The organism is Streptomyces sp. NPDC046379 (assembly GCF_055587785.1).
On sequence record NZ_JBVJFP010000025.1, the window covers coordinates 13,042 to 26,530 of the forward strand.

General features: G+C 68.4%; 10 protein-coding genes and 1 pseudogene. 4 read left to right on the plus strand and 7 right to left on the minus strand.

What is annotated here, in order from left to right; all coding sequences use genetic code 11:
* Positions 1-4 precede the first annotated feature (4 nt).
* The gene (locus ACZ6KF_RS30915) at positions 5-1,123 is read left to right on the plus strand and encodes an alpha/beta hydrolase (protein ID WP_469241379.1); all 1,119 of its coding nucleotides are present in this window, start codon (positions 5-7) and stop codon (positions 1,121-1,123) included.
* Between the two features lie 600 nt (positions 1,124-1,723).
* Here ACZ6KF_RS30915 and ACZ6KF_RS30920 read toward each other — a convergent pair.
* The 5 genes from ACZ6KF_RS30920 to ACZ6KF_RS30940 form a co-directional block, all read right to left on the minus strand.
* Entirely contained in the window at positions 1,724-4,447 is a 2,724-nt protein-coding gene (locus tag ACZ6KF_RS30920; protein WP_469241381.1) for a carbohydrate-binding protein, read from the minus strand.
* A gap of 309 nt (positions 4,448-4,756) precedes the next feature.
* On the minus strand, positions 4,757-5,581 hold the full coding sequence (locus ACZ6KF_RS30925) for a carbohydrate ABC transporter permease (protein WP_469241408.1): 825 nt from the start codon (positions 5,579-5,581) through the stop codon (positions 4,757-4,759).
* Positions 5,582-5,607: 26 nt separating this feature from the next.
* The gene (locus tag ACZ6KF_RS30930; RefSeq protein ID WP_469241383.1) at positions 5,608-6,537 is read right to left on the minus strand and encodes a carbohydrate ABC transporter permease; all 930 of its coding nucleotides are present in this window, start codon (positions 6,535-6,537) and stop codon (positions 5,608-5,610) included.
* A 30-nt stretch (positions 6,538-6,567) separates the two neighbouring features.
* The gene (locus ACZ6KF_RS30935; RefSeq protein ID WP_356635198.1) at positions 6,568-7,893 is read right to left on the minus strand and encodes an ABC transporter substrate-binding protein; all 1,326 of its coding nucleotides are present in this window, start codon (positions 7,891-7,893) and stop codon (positions 6,568-6,570) included.
* Between the two features lie 104 nt (positions 7,894-7,997).
* Complete coding sequence (locus ACZ6KF_RS30940; protein ID WP_356635200.1) at positions 7,998-9,032, minus strand: LacI family DNA-binding transcriptional regulator; 1,035 nt, start codon at positions 9,030-9,032, stop codon at positions 7,998-8,000.
* A 110-nt stretch (positions 9,033-9,142) separates the two neighbouring features.
* Here ACZ6KF_RS30940 and ACZ6KF_RS30945 point away from each other — a divergent pair, with 110 nt between their 5' ends.
* From ACZ6KF_RS30945 to ACZ6KF_RS30955, 3 genes are all read left to right on the plus strand, one after another.
* Complete coding sequence (locus ACZ6KF_RS30945) at positions 9,143-11,272, plus strand: glycoside hydrolase family 36 protein (protein WP_469241385.1); 2,130 nt, start codon at positions 9,143-9,145, stop codon at positions 11,270-11,272.
* A 203-nt stretch (positions 11,273-11,475) separates the two neighbouring features.
* Positions 11,476-11,976, plus strand: a complete 501-nt coding sequence (locus ACZ6KF_RS30950) for a GNAT family N-acetyltransferase (RefSeq protein WP_469160386.1) — start codon at positions 11,476-11,478, stop codon at positions 11,974-11,976.
* A gap of 131 nt (positions 11,977-12,107) precedes the next feature.
* Positions 12,108-12,413: a transposase gene (locus ACZ6KF_RS30955; RefSeq protein ID WP_356635206.1), complete on the plus strand. Its 306-nt coding sequence runs from the start codon at positions 12,108-12,110 to the stop codon at positions 12,411-12,413.
* A 64-nt stretch (positions 12,414-12,477) separates the two neighbouring features.
* On the opposite strand, the pseudogene ACZ6KF_RS30960 reads toward ACZ6KF_RS30955, so the two are convergent.
* A pseudogene (locus tag ACZ6KF_RS30960) lies at positions 12,478-12,655 on the minus strand (transcriptional regulator); the annotation flags it as partial.
* Positions 12,656-12,919: 264 nt separating this feature from the next.
* The gene (locus tag ACZ6KF_RS30965) at positions 12,920-13,282 is read right to left on the minus strand and encodes an ATP-binding protein (protein ID WP_469241410.1); all 363 of its coding nucleotides are present in this window, start codon (positions 13,280-13,282) and stop codon (positions 12,920-12,922) included.
* Positions 13,283-13,489 lie beyond the last annotated feature (207 nt).

Here is a 13,489-nt window from a genome sequence, read left to right on the forward strand (position 1 = left end):
CTCCATGGAACGTCGCAAAGCGCTCGGACTGATCGCCGCCACCGGTGCCGCCGCCTTCACGGCCGCGCCCTCCTTCGGTGCAGAGACCGGCCGCGCCGCGGGCGCCGCAGGACGGAGCGGGACCGCAGCCGAGGGCGGCTACACCTTCGCTCTGGACCCGAACGTCAAGCGGACGTCGGTGCGGTTCAAGAACCGATACGGCATCGAGGTCGCCGCAGACCTTTACGTGCCGAAAAAGGGCAGGGGCAAGTTGCCCGCCCTGGTCGTCAGCGGCCCGTTCGGCGCGGTCAAGGAACAGTCCTCGGGGCTCTACGCCAACGAGTTCGCCCGCCGCGGTTACGTCACCCTCGCCTTCGACCCTTCCTTCACCGGGGAGAGCGGCGGCATGGTGCGTGACGTGGCCTCGCCCGACATCTACACCGAGGACTACAGCGCCGCCGTCGACTTCCTCGGCCTGCAAAAGATCGTCGACCGCGAGCGGATCGGCGCTCAGGCCATCTGCGGCCTGAGCGGCATGGCGCTCACCGCAGCGGCGGCAGACAGCCGCATCAAGGCCGTCGCCACCGCCTCGATGTACGACATGTCGCGGAGCATATCCCGCGGTCACGAGGACTACTACACGCGTGAGCAGCGCCAGGCGGTCGCGGACCACGTCAGCCGGCAGCGCTGGATCGACGCCGAGAACGGTACCTATGCGCGGCTCTCCCACGAGGTCCCCTTCGACGAGAGCGGTAACGTCGCCCCCTCCAACCGCGTGTTGCCCGAGACCCTCCCGGCCGACGCCGACCCGGTCACGAAGATCTTCTTCGACTACTACCGCACCGAGCGCGGCTACCACCCGCGCTCGATCAACTCCACCACCGCGTGGACCGGAACCACGCCGATGTCGTTCTTCGCCTTCCCGCTGATGACGAACATCGACATGCTGGCCCCCCGCAAGGCGTTGCTGGTGGCCGGCGCCGATGCGCACTCCCGCTACTACTCCGAGGACGTCCAGGCAAAGGCCCCCGGCACCGTCGACCTCGTGATCGTCCCGGGTGCGGACCACGTCGACCTGTACGACCGCACGGATCTCATCCCCTTCGACCGGCTCGACGAGTTCTTCACCAAGAACCTCGCCTGACCGTCATGCCCCCGCCCGTGCCGTCACTGGCCTGTAGGGGGCCCTCACGTCGGCAGTCGCCTGGACGGCAGCACGGGGCGGGCCACCCCTATGAGGGCGTGGCCCTGCTGGGAACGCCATGCCAGGTTCATCCCTGATGACAGCTCTTCGCCTGACCATGTGGCTTGACCACGACGAGTGAAATGCTGGTCGCCGACCGTTGCTCGAATCTTTCTCAGGCTTTGCCGTGCATGGCTGCTGCGTGCATGACCCGCTGCGTAGCGTTCGGGTCGTTGATCGCCACGGGGGCGGCCCACCGAGATGGGCGGCTCCATGAAGAACCCGCGCGTTGCGCGTACCGCGCTGACTCTGGCCTGCATGACCCCGGCGACCCTGGTTGCGGCGGCCGGTCCGGCAGCCGCTGAGGACCCGGGCCCGAGGCCGGCGACATACCCGTCGTCGAGACGGTCGCCCCGCCGCAGCCGGAGGAGACCGACCTCGTCGAGACCGCGCCCGCCGCAGAGGCGACCGCATCGACCGGTGCCGTCGCCTCGTGTGCTTACAGCCAGAAGGGCTGCCCGGCCTCTGGCCGGGCAGCCCTTCAAGATCTTCATCAGTCTTCTAGGCGGGGTCTGTGCGGAAACCGTCGGGGGAGAGGGGGGCGATGGTCACCGAGTCGATATCCGGTGCCCAGGCGCCCGGCTCCTCGCTGCCCAGCGTGAGGGAGCCGTCAGCAGTGCTCAGATCGATGTGGACCGAGCGCTCCCAGAAGCTGTCCCAGTGGTGGTTGTTGCGGACGTTGGTGTCGACGCGGCCCTTGCCGCCGGTCTCGGCGATCTGCAGCCTGCGGTCGACGACCTGTGGGTTGTAGGCGTGGCCGCCGCTCAGTTCGGCGTTGGAGTACCGCACAACGACAACGTGGACACCCGGACGGTCGATCCCCGCCTGGCGCGGTAGCTCCAGGGCGTTGCGGGAGTCTTCGGTGTCGTTGCCGAGCCAGCGGACGTAGGCGTTGCCGGAGGCGTTGGTGCCGGAGGCGTCGGGCAGCGTGGCGATCCCCGCCATGCCGTGCAGGGTGGCGTCCTCGGCCTGGACGGTCACGGCCGAGGTATCGGCCTGTGCGTTCCGTGTGGTTGCGACCGCGTAGACGTTGATCCCCTGGGCGGAAGTGATTCCCAGTTCGTTGATGCCCTCGGCGAGGAACACCGGGGCGGTGGAACGCCAGGTGCCGGCCCCGTCGGCCTGGAAGGTGCCGGCTTTGGCTCCGTTGACGGTGAGTGTCGCCGCGGCGGCCGCGGTGGTCGCGTAGTCGATGGCGATGTTGTGGTATCCCGACTTCCAGGCCGTCAGGTACAGGTCGGCCCGCTGTCCCCGGCCTGCGATGCGTGCGGAACCCGCCGTACTCGCGTCACCGTAGGCGAGGCGGGCACCGCCCTTGAGACGCATGGTGCTGGCGGGATGAACGGTCGGTTCACCGCCGGTGACGTCGGTGAGGGTGTACTTGTCCAAGCTGATGTCACTGTTGGGCAGCACGTTCGTGCCGTCCCTGCTGGTGCGCAGGGACAGGGTGTGCTCTCCGGCGGGCAACTCGACGTCGACCTCGGTGCTGCCCCGGTAGATCCGTTCGGCCCGGCCGCTGCCCAGGTCGGCGGAGTACTGCACCGTCCTGCTGAACTCACCGTCCACGAACAAGGCATGGCGGCCGGGCGCGGGCGCTGAGCCGATGACCTGGAGGCGATAGGTGCCCGCGCGGGGCAGGGTGACGGTGAAGTCGGAGCGGGATCCGGCCTGGTTGAAGCGGAACACGTCGGCGTCACCTGATGCCTGGAAGGCATGGCCGGTGGCATCGCGCCTCTGCGCACCGGTGAGCTGGGTGTCCTCTGCCTCCGTGGACCAGCTCCAGGGCTGGGCAGCCAGTGTCTGTTCGACGTCGCGTGCCTGGCTCGGGGTGATCAGGACCTGGTAGGCGGAGTCCTCGTCGCGGGTCGGGAGAGTGAGGTCGGGCAGTGTTCCGTCCTGGCCGATCGGCAGACCGTCATGGGCGGCTACGAGGCGCGGGGAGCCCTGTATTCCCTCCGCGCCGGAAAGGGAGATCTCTCTGACCTCGACGTCGGCCGAGTCCCCGAACAGCGACGGGTCGAGGCCACTGGCATGGAGAGTCACGTTGGCGTTCGTGCCGCCGTACAGGACGCTGGCCTTCCTGTTCTTTCCGTCCACTGCGCCGATGCCGCGCAGCGAGTTCCAGACGTCGGCCCGGGGAGGGGTCACCTGAACGGTTTCGGAGCCGGCGAGGTCGCCGTACCACTTGAACAGCCACCAGCCGCCGTTGGCTCCATTGGCCCTGGCCATGTTGTCCGACAAATTGCCGGCGTAGTTCCAGTAGGCGGCCTGGGCGTCGACCTTCGCTTCTTCGAAGGCGTCGAACCAGCGGATCATTCGCCCCGGGGTGCTCATGTCTTCCAGTACGCCCCACTCACTGATCGTGACGGGCAGTTCGGAGTCCGGACCGAGGACGTCGTCCTCCAGAGCCCGGAACTCGCGGTAGTGCTGGCGGAAGGCGTCCGGGCTGGTGAAGAGTTCGTGCCAGACGTAGACGTCGGGCACTACGTCGTGGTCCGCGGTGTACTGGAGGAAGCTTCGCTCACGCTGATCGCTGTCACCGCCCTGCCAGGTCGCGTGACCGGGACCGCCGATGCGTGGAGTGACGGCTCCGTCGAACACGTCGTCGTAGATGCTGTGGATGAGGCGGTGGACCTCACTCCAGTCGGCCAGGAACTGGTCCCGCATGGTGTCCCAGTCCCCGTACCAGATCCAGTCCGGTTCGTTGAAGGGAATGAAGAGGTACTGTTCCGGGTGGTCCGAGTTGGTGGCGATGTCCGTGACGACGTACCGCACGACCTCGAGGTAGTCCCAGGTTCCGTTCCCGCCGTCGGTCCAGGAGCCGTCCGACTGGTCGTAGGTGCGTGTGTCCTGGGGGCGCACGTTGCCGTGGTAGGCCCAGTCGGGATACAGGTCCTGGACATAGACCGCGAGTTCGCGGCCGTGCTTCGCGAAGAAGCCGCCCTCGATGTTGCGGACGTCTCCGCTGGGATGCTGGAGCCCGCCCTGCGGCTTCTGCGAGGAGTTGGTGATGTGAGCGCCGTTGATGATCGGTTGAGTCGGGGAGCCGTCATCGCCGAAGCCGTAGAGCGTGCCGCTGGCACCCCCACGGAAGGAGCCGGTCCTCTCGGCGAAGTCGACGGTCAGCACCTCGGCCTCGGCCGCGGCGGCCCCAGGCGACGTCAGTAATCCGGTTGCGATGGCCATGGCGGCGGCCACGGTCAGGCGGGCGAAGACTTGTCTCATGCGTCAGCTCCTGAAGGTGAGCGTGGTCCGCCCCGTCTCGTGAGCGGCACGGCCCGTAGACGGCTGGACTCACATCTGCGCGTCGTCGCCCGAACAGGCGATCGAGTCGGCTCGTAGGCGTACGGGGCGGCAATCTTTCGGGGACCTGCTTCGCGGAACCGCTGCCGTGGTGGGCAGGCGTTGTTGCCGAGAGCACCGCCGAGACCGTCCCCACCTGGAGGTGCGTGACACAGGGGCGAGCCCCGGGATGCGGCGCACTCCTGGTGCCGGTCCGTGGCGCTGGCGAGGGACGGCTTGTCGGGCCGTCGGCTATTTGACGGCTCCACTGGTGATTCCGGACACGATCTTTCGCTGCGCCACCAGGAAGATGGCGACCATGGGCAGGCTCATCACCACGATGTACGCGAAGACGAGATGCCAGTTGTTGAGGTAGAGCTGTGCGCTGGCGACCTTGTAGAGGTTGAGTGGGAGGGTCGCCCCGTCTCCGCCGCCGAGAACGAAGAAGGCGTAGAAGACATCGCTCCAGGCGTAGAGCATCACCATGATCGTCGCGGTGGCGATGACGGGCCGGAGCAACGGCATGATGATGTGGATGAAGATCCGCAGGGGCCCGGCGCCGTCCATGCGTGCGGCCTCCTCGAGTTCCACCGGGATGGCCTTGATGAAGCCGGTCATGAAGAAGATCGACGTCGAGAGGTACATCCCGGTGTACACGGCGATCATGCCGGGGCGGGAGCCGGCGAGCCCCAGCTGCCGCAGTTCCATCACGATGGTGATCACGGCGGGCGGCAGCAGCAGTCCGCTGATGCACAGCGCGTACGCGGCGGAGACGAGCTTCGACTTGCGGCGGGCGAACACCCAGGCCGCGGCGGCCCCCAGGATCAGCACGAGGGCGACCGAAGGCACGACCACCAGCAGGGAGTTGGCGAAGCCGCGGAGCATTTCGCCTTGGCTGAGGGCGTCTTCATAATTGCTGCCGGGCTGCCACTGCCGCGGCAAGTCCAGGTTGGGTTTGATCGCCTCGGACTGCGGCTTGGTGGAGGTGAGGGCGACCAGCCAGACGGGTACGCCGACGGAGAGCCCGGCGAGCAGGAGGACGATGGCCGGGCGGCCGTAGCGCCAGGCGGGATGCACGGCCGGAATCGCCTTCGCGGAGATGCTCACAGCACTTGCTCCCTTCGGCGCAGGCCGACGACCAGAGGAATGGCCATGGCGACGACGACCAGGAAGAGGACCAGGCTCATGGCGGAGGCCTGCGCGTACAGGCCTTGGCCGAAGACGCGGAACATGTAGATGTTGAAGACTTCGGTGGAGGCGGCGGGGCCGCCGCCGGTGGTGGCCTGGACGATGTCGAAGGTGTTCATCGAGCCGATCAGCGCCGTGGTGACGTTGAAGGTGAGCGCGGGCGCCAGCATCGGCCAGCGCACCGACCAGAAGGTCCGCCACGGTCCGGCGCCGTCCATCCGGGCCGCCTCGAGCATGTCGCCCGGGATGCCCTTGAGGCCGGCGAGGTAGACGAGCATGGACAGGCCCATCCACTTCCAGCCGTGGATGACGGTGACCACGACCAGCGTCCAGGTCGTCGATCCGAGCCAGGGAATGTCCGTGCCGAGCAGGCCGTTGACGGCGCCGTCCTGGTCCAGCAGGGCTTGGAAGACGTAGCCGGTGGCCAGTGCCGAGATGAGGACGGGCAGGAAGAAGACGGCGCGGAAGAAGCGGTTGAACCGGGAGTCCGCCTCCAGCAGCAGGGCCAGCAGCAGTCCGAACCCGTTCTGGAAGAACGCTGCCAGCAGGGCGTACAGCATGGTGGTGCGGATAGCGCGCAGCAGCGATCCGTCGTCCGCAATGGCCCTGAAGTTGTCCAGCCCGGTGAAGGCGACGTCGGCGTGGTACGAGGACCAGTCGGTGAAGGGGTAATAGAAGTTGAGCAGGTTCGGCGCCAGGAAGAAGGCGGCGAAGACGGCGATCGCGGGGAGCGCGAACCACCAGGGGTGGTGGACGGCTGCGCGCGGCAGTCGTCCCGCCCTTTGCCTCCGGCCCTCGCCGGTCGCCGCTTCGTGTGTGCGTGTTCGTAAGGCCGTGTGCGCCATCGCAAGTCCTTGCCCGTCGGGTCGGTGAGGCTAGAAACCGGGCGCGCCCTGGGCCTTGGCCACCTGCGCGAACTGGTCCTGGATCGCCTGTGCGACCTGCTGCGGGTCCTTCTTGCCGTAGATCATGTCGGCGAGGTACAGGTGTGTGTCGGGAGCGACGATCGCCTTTGCCTGGAAGACGCCGACGGCCGAGGGCAGCGCCTTGAGCTGAGCCTGTGAACTCTGCGGAAGACCGTCCGGGTGGAGCACGAACGGCTGGACGGACGGGATCCTCATTGTCCTGACGTACTCGGGGTAGTTGGGTCCGAGCCAGAAGGCGAGGAACTGGCGGGCGGCGTTGTGCCGCTTCTCGTCGCCGGTCCTGAAGGCGACGACGCCGTTGGTCTGGTCGGGTGAGTACATGCCGGTCGCGGAGGAGTTGGAGATCGGGAACCAGCCGATCTTCTCGTCGATCTCGGCGGTGGAGTACTTGGCCTGCAACTGGCTCTGGAAGGAGGTGACGTTCAGGACCATGGCGGACTCGCCCTTCCAGAGGGAGTCGGCCTGGCCCGTGAAGGTGCCGGTCCTGTAGTTTTTCTGGGCGAGCCCCGCGTCGAGCACTTTCTCCTTGTACTTCTTGATCGCGCCGACGACGACCGGGTCGGTCCACTTCTCCTTGTTCCGGTTGAGGCCGGCCCACCACTGCTCGTCGAGGTCTGTGAGCTGGACCTGCATCTGCCACTGCATGGGCCATTTGTCGCCGCCTGCCTCGTAGAAGGCGGCGGCGGCGGTCTTGTCGACGATGGTGCGGCCGAGCTTGAGCAGCTCGTCGTACGAGGTGGGGAAGTCCTGTTCGGTAAGTCCAGCCTGCTCGAAGACGTCCTTGTTGTAGTAGACACCGAGCATCGCGGGGCTGGTGACGATCGCCGCGTAACGCTTGCCGTCGATGACGCCCAGCGTCCTCTCGGTGTCTCCGAGCTTCGAGGCCCACTCCTCGTTGTCGAGGGTGAGCAGGTTCTGTTGCGGCTGGATGAAGGGCAGCGTCGAGATCGACGGCTGCCAGAACATCAGGTCGGGCCTCTCGCCGGAGGCGAGCTTGGTCGGCACGTTCTGTTCGTACAGGTCTGGTATCGCCTGGGTCTCGACCTCGGCTCCCGTAGCCTTCTCGAAGGCTTCTACGACCTGCTTGGGCGCGTTGAGCGTGTTCTGCGCGGTCCACATCGTCAGCTTCACGCCGTCCAGCCGGGCGGTCGGATCGACCTTGACCTGCTCGTCGCCGGATGAACCGGCGTCGCCGGCGGTGGGGTCGCTGCATGCGGTGGCGGACAGGGCCGCGGCACACAGTAACGCCAGCGCGGTGAGGGTTCTTCTCTTCATGACGTGCCTTTCACAAGAACGGCCTCAAGGAGAGGCGAGGCAGAATCAGGGCAGGGAGCGTGCGCTGGAGGCTTGCAGGACGGGGGCGGGGGACGGGCGGCGGGTCACTCGTGCGTGGGCACTGGTCCCGTGCTCTCCCGAATGACCAGGTGCGGCGCGCAGACGAGGTGAGGGCTCACCGGCGCGGACTGCTCCAGAGCGCCGTGCAACAGGCCGAACGCGGACCGCCCCAGGCCGGTGAAGTCCAGGCGTACGGTCGTCAGGGAGGGGACGAGGTAGGCGGAGTGCGGGGCGTCGTCGAAACCGGCCACGCTCACATCGCCGGGGACGGCCCGGCCCGCCTCGTGCAGGGCGCGGATCACCCCGAGCGCAAGATCGTCGTTGCCGCACAGGATCGCGGTGACGCCGGGGTCCTTCGCGAGTTTCAGGCCCGCCGCATGGCCGCCGTCGGGCCCCCACCTGCCCTGCACAGGGCGGGGCTGAGGTGCGCCGGCTTCCTTGAGCGCCTGTCGCCAGCCCTTGGTCCGAGCACTGGTCCGCCGCGTGCTGGAAGGGATGGCGACGTAGTGCACGGTCTCATGGCCCAGGGAGAGCAGGTGACAGGTTGCCTGGAAGGCGGCGGCGCGGTCGTCGGTCCACACCCAGGGGCGGTCGGCCCCGGGCGGGGTCGCCGGGGTCTCCACGACACCGACGAGGGGCAGCTCTGGGGGCACCGCGTCCAGGGCGCGCACGCCGGCGGGATCGTATGCGATCACGATCAGGCCGCCGCCGGTGTCCGTGGCCCGCTGAACCTGCAGCGCGATTTCGTCGTCGGTGGACTCCAGCACGCTGATACCCACCGCGTAGGAGGCGGCGCGGGCCGCCTCCTCGACGCCCTGGAGGATCGAGGCGTAGCCGTAGTGCGTGGTGTTCGCGGTGAGCACGGTCACGGTCCGGCTGCGTCCGCTGGCCAGGGCGAATGCGGTCGAACTGCGTCGGAAGCCCAGCTCGTCGACGACCGCGAGCACGCGCTCCCGGGTGGCCGGCTTGACGCTGGGATGCTCGTTGATCACCCGGGAGACCGTCTGATAGGAGACCCCGGCTGCGGTGGCGACGTCCCGGATACTTACGGAGCGCCTTGTGTGACCGGTCACATTCATGTCAGGATTGTGACCGGTCACATTTTTCTCGTCAAGAGCCCGTAACGATGGATTCACGCAACAACAGGCCGCCGGTCGCGCGGCTCGGAAGGGAACCGACCTTGACCGTCATGTCCGATGCGGCGGGCGCGTCCCCCGGCAACACCCTCCAGAAAATCATGTGGGGTCACCGCGCGCTGGAGGCGGAGCTGCTCATCGGCGCCGACTCGGTCCCGCGGCTTACCCGACTGGACCGCCCCGGCGACCCGGCGCCCGCACCCGACGCGGACGCGCCACTGCCTCTGGTGGAATTGACCGCCTTCGGTCACGGCAGCGGCTGGTCCGGCCCGCGCTTCACCGGCACCGCCTTCGGCGCGCGGCTCCGCTACCGAGGTCACAGCATCCTGGAACGCGATGGCTGGACCCGACTCACCGTCGAACTTGACGAAGCGCAAAGCGGCCTGGCCGTCATCGTCGAACTGTCGTCGCCCATCGGCCTGCCGGTGCTGCGTTCAAGCGTCCGACTGCGCAACGAAGGCCACCACAGAATGGTCGTCCAGTCCGTCAGCAGCCTGCTGCTCGGCACCCTGCCCTCTCCCGACCGCCTCGACGTCCACCGCGCACGCAACGACTGGCTGGCTGAGTGCCGCTGGTACGCCGAGCCATTGCGCGACACCGTCGTCGACATCAGCGTCGACGCCCACCAGCACGACAGCCGGGCCGCCCTTTCGCTCACCGGACGGGGCAGCTGGCCCACCAGCGGACACCTCCCGATGGGCGCCGCCACCACGCGCGGCGAAGGCCACGCCTGGATCTGGCAGATCGAGTCCCCGGCCGGCTGGCGGTGGGACCTGGGCGAGAACCGCCACGGCACACACCTGGCGCTGAACGGACCCACGGACGCGGAGCACCAGTGGCGGGCCGGACTGGAGCCGGGTGCCGAGTTCACCACCGTGCCCGGCGTGCTCGCCCTTGGTTCCGGACTGGATGACGCCTTCGGAGCGCTGACCTCCTACCGCCGCGCCGTACGCCGCCCGCACCCCGACCACACAGGGCTGCCCGTCGTCTACAACGACTACATGAACACGCTGATGGGCGACCCGACCACCGAGAAACTACTGCCGCTCATCGACGCCGCGGCCGAGGCCGGCGCGGAGTACTTCTGCATCGACTCCGGCTGGTACGACGACGACACCGTGGGCTGGTGGGACAGCGTGGGGGAGTGGCTGCCCTCCCGGCGGCGTTTCCCCGACGGCGGCATCCGCGCCGTCCTGGACCGGATCCGGGAACGCGGCATGGTGCCCGGACTGTGGCTGGAACCCGAAGTGGTGGGCGTGCGCAGCCCCGTCGCGTCCCAGCTCCCACCGGAGGCGTTCTTCCAGCGCGACGGCGTGCGCCTGAGCGAACAGGGCCGCCACCAACTGGACCTGCGACACCCTGCCGCCCGCGCACACCTCGACAGGACGGTGGACCGGATCGTCGCCAGCTGGGGCGTGGGATACCTCAAACTCGACTACAACATCGTCATCGACCCCGGCACCTGCGGGCCGAGTGACACCGCCCCCGGGGCGGGGCTGTTGGGGCACGCCCGGGCTTACCTAGACTGGCTCTCTGGCGTACTGGACCGGTATCCGCACCTCGTCGTCGAGAACTGCGCCTCCGGCGGCATGCGCATGGACGGTGCCACCCTGGCCGTGACCCAGCTCCAGTCCACCAGCGACCAGCAGGACCCGATGCGCTATCCGGCCATCGCCGCCTCCGCGCCGACCGCCGTCCCCCCTGAGCAGGGCGCGGTCTGGGCCTACCCGCAGCCCGGCTACGACGACACCCTCAACGCCTTCACCCTGGGCGGCGCCCTGCTCGGACGCATCCACCTGTCGGGCCACCTGGACCGGATGTCACCGCACCAGCTGGCGCTCGTCCGGGATGCCGTGGCCGTGTACAAGACCATCCGCACGGACCTCGTCGGCGCCGTGCCCTTCTGGCCCTTGGGCCTGCCGGGATGGACCGACGAATGGCTGGCCATGGGCCTGCACGCACCCGACAGTCCTATGGCCTACCTCTCGGTCTGGCGTCGCGGCGGGAAGGCCGACCTGCGCCTGTCGATCCGGCGCCTCGCAGGATCGGAAGTCACCGCGGAGATCCTGCATCCCCTCCGTACCGGCGGCTCTGCGGCGTGGGACGGGGACGGGCTGAAGGTGTCGCTGCCGGACGTGCCCGGCGTGCTGCTGATCGGTCTCACCGCAGTCCGAGCCGTCTGACTCACAACGGTCGTGCTCGGGCCGGCTCCACGCCCACCAGGCCGTCCCCGTGTTGGTCCCCATGCGCCTTACGCTCCGCGGCCGGGAACAGATAACGGCGCGGTGTGCGATAGGGGCTGCTGCGTGCCCGGTCAGCTGTGTACGTGGCTATCGAGGGCCATTGAAATACTCCGGCCATGGATACAAGTGCGAGGGCGGACGGGATGCGGCAGGGCCGGGCGGCGCCCGGGATCGAGTCGGGCCGTCCCGTGGCATGGGTGCTGCGTTCCGCAGAGCTGGCGGATGTCGAGGCGATCGCGGAGCTGCGGGCAACGGTGATGCGCCCGGACCTGGAGCGGTTGGGCCGGTTCGACGAGCATCGGGTCCGGCAGCGGCTGCGGGATACTTTCTCCCCGCAGCACACGTTGGTCATCGTGGCCGATGGCGCCTTCGCGGGCTGCGTCACTTTGCGGCCGGCCGAGGACGGGCGGTGGCTGGAGCATTTCTATCTCGCCCCGAGCCTCCAGGGCCGAGGGCTCGGATCGGCTGTCCTGCGAACACTGCTGAAGCAGATCGATGCTGACGGCGTGCCTGTCCGCTTGAACGTCCTGCAGGGCAGCGCTGCCCGGCGGCTGTACGAGCGCCACGGGTTCACCGTGGAGGTTCAGGACCCGATCGACGTCTACATGGTGCGACGGCCGGGTGCAGGCTCCCTCGGAACGTGAAGAGGATTGTGGATGTTATGGGGGTGTGTCGTCTGTATGGGCCCGTGCCTCCTTGTCGCATCCTGCCTTCACCGGCATCTCCCGTGCGCATCTCCGCGAGCTGATCGAGGAGTTGGCCGGGATACCGGGGCTTGGCCAACGAGTTCCCCGGCCAGGTCGGCGCCCCGCCCCGCAAACCGAAAGACGACGCGCCGCTGGGCGAGAGATACGCCTGGCGTGAAAAGCGTCGCCGACAGTCCTCGACGCGGATCTGCGTGGAGCACACCAACGCCGAGCACAAGCAGTGGCGCCCCCTCCAGCGGTACATCGGCCGCCGTGAACACCATCCGGAGATCCATCGGGCCGTTGCCGGCCTGGTGTCCGACCGCGCCTACCGCCGGGCCGCGAAGCAACGGACGAGCACCGAACTCGTCCTCGTCCGCGCCGCTGGCTGCTGACCTCCCATCAGCCAGGCCGCAAGGCCAGCACGTCCGATCCGTATTCGCTCACAACCTCGTAAGCCCGCAGGCTCTTCCCGGTCTCCAGCGCGGCGCCGGCGTCGCCGAGCGCAGTGGACACCGACGGCGTACAGGTCGACCGCGGCGGGGCTGATGCCGAACAGCCAGTCGGCCGGAACCACCGTGGGCAGGCGACGCGCGGCGCGGCGCGCTTCCTCGCTCATCGCGAGCGCGCCGGCCCGTGGAAGCCGACACCCCTCCAGGAGGTCAACCTCCAGCCGCGGAACACGCTGCACAGGGGGCCAAGTGGACGCGGCTGTCGAGCAGGGCCCAGTCCTCGGCCTCTGCGGACCCGATCGCGGACTTCTTGCCGTGCAACAGATGTCGACGTCGTTGGTGGCGATGCAGCGGCCGTGCCCCTCAGACGAAGCCGGTCTTCTTGTTCGCGCACTGATGATCGCGGCTCGAGCTCTTGCCGCACTCGAACTGGGCCGGGGTATCGCTGCCTATCGCCTCCGCACGGCGGGCCAGTGCACCGACACCGGGGCATCGGGCCAGCAGTGGCCGCTGGTGTCATGGTGAGGGAGAGGGACAGGCGTAGCCCGTTCGTCTTCTGATCCGGCAAGGACCACGACGATCCGCCAGCTGTTGCGGTGCTGGGCGACACGTACGTGCCGCGCCAGGGCCCGCACGATGTGCATCCCTCTGCCGTGCTCTTCGTCCGGGAGTTCCGTGGCAACGCCCGCGCGCGGACCGCCGTGGTCGACGACCGTGAGGCCCAGCTGCCCGTCGTCCTCCAGCGTCAGGCCCAAGGTGACCTGGCACCGTCCGTGCATGGCGGCGTTGCCGGCGAGTTCGCTGACGATCAGTTCGGCGGTCTCAAGGGTCTCCCGGCCGAGCTGCCAGTTTGCCCCGAAAGACTTTCGCTACGCGATCTCCGCGCTGCGCTCTTCCGCGACGGCCGCTGTCCGCGGCCTCGGCGGTCCATGGTGTCCGGCACGTGAGGCACATGCGCTCTGGGAGGCCCGCCGGTCGGCGTCAACTGCCGGGCCTGTCGAAGGTCCGAAAGGCTTTCG

What these genes read in the sequence shown, in the direction of transcription:
- ACZ6KF_RS30940 (WP_356635200.1), bottom strand. Translation starts at nt 9,032, where the DNA reads ATGAATGTGACCGGTCACACAAGGCGCTCCGTAAGTATCCGGGACGTC.
- ACZ6KF_RS30945 (WP_469241385.1), top strand. Translation starts at nt 9,143, where the DNA reads ATGTCCGATGCGGCGGGCGCGTCCCCCGGCAACACCCTCCAGAAAATC.
- ACZ6KF_RS30915 (WP_469241379.1), top strand. Translation starts at nt 5, where the DNA reads ATGGAACGTCGCAAAGCGCTCGGACTGATCGCCGCCACCGGTGCCGCC.
- ACZ6KF_RS30935 (WP_356635198.1), bottom strand. Translation starts at nt 7,893, where the DNA reads ATGAAGAGAAGAACCCTCACCGCGCTGGCGTTACTGTGTGCCGCGGCC.
- ACZ6KF_RS30930 (WP_469241383.1), bottom strand. Translation starts at nt 6,537, where the DNA reads ATGGCGCACACGGCCTTACGAACACGCACACACGAAGCGGCGACCGGC.
- ACZ6KF_RS30920 (WP_469241381.1), bottom strand. Translation starts at nt 4,447, where the DNA reads ATGAGACAAGTCTTCGCCCGCCTGACCGTGGCCGCCGCCATGGCCATC.
- ACZ6KF_RS30950 (WP_469160386.1), top strand. Translation starts at nt 11,476, where the DNA reads ATGCGGCAGGGCCGGGCGGCGCCCGGGATCGAGTCGGGCCGTCCCGTG.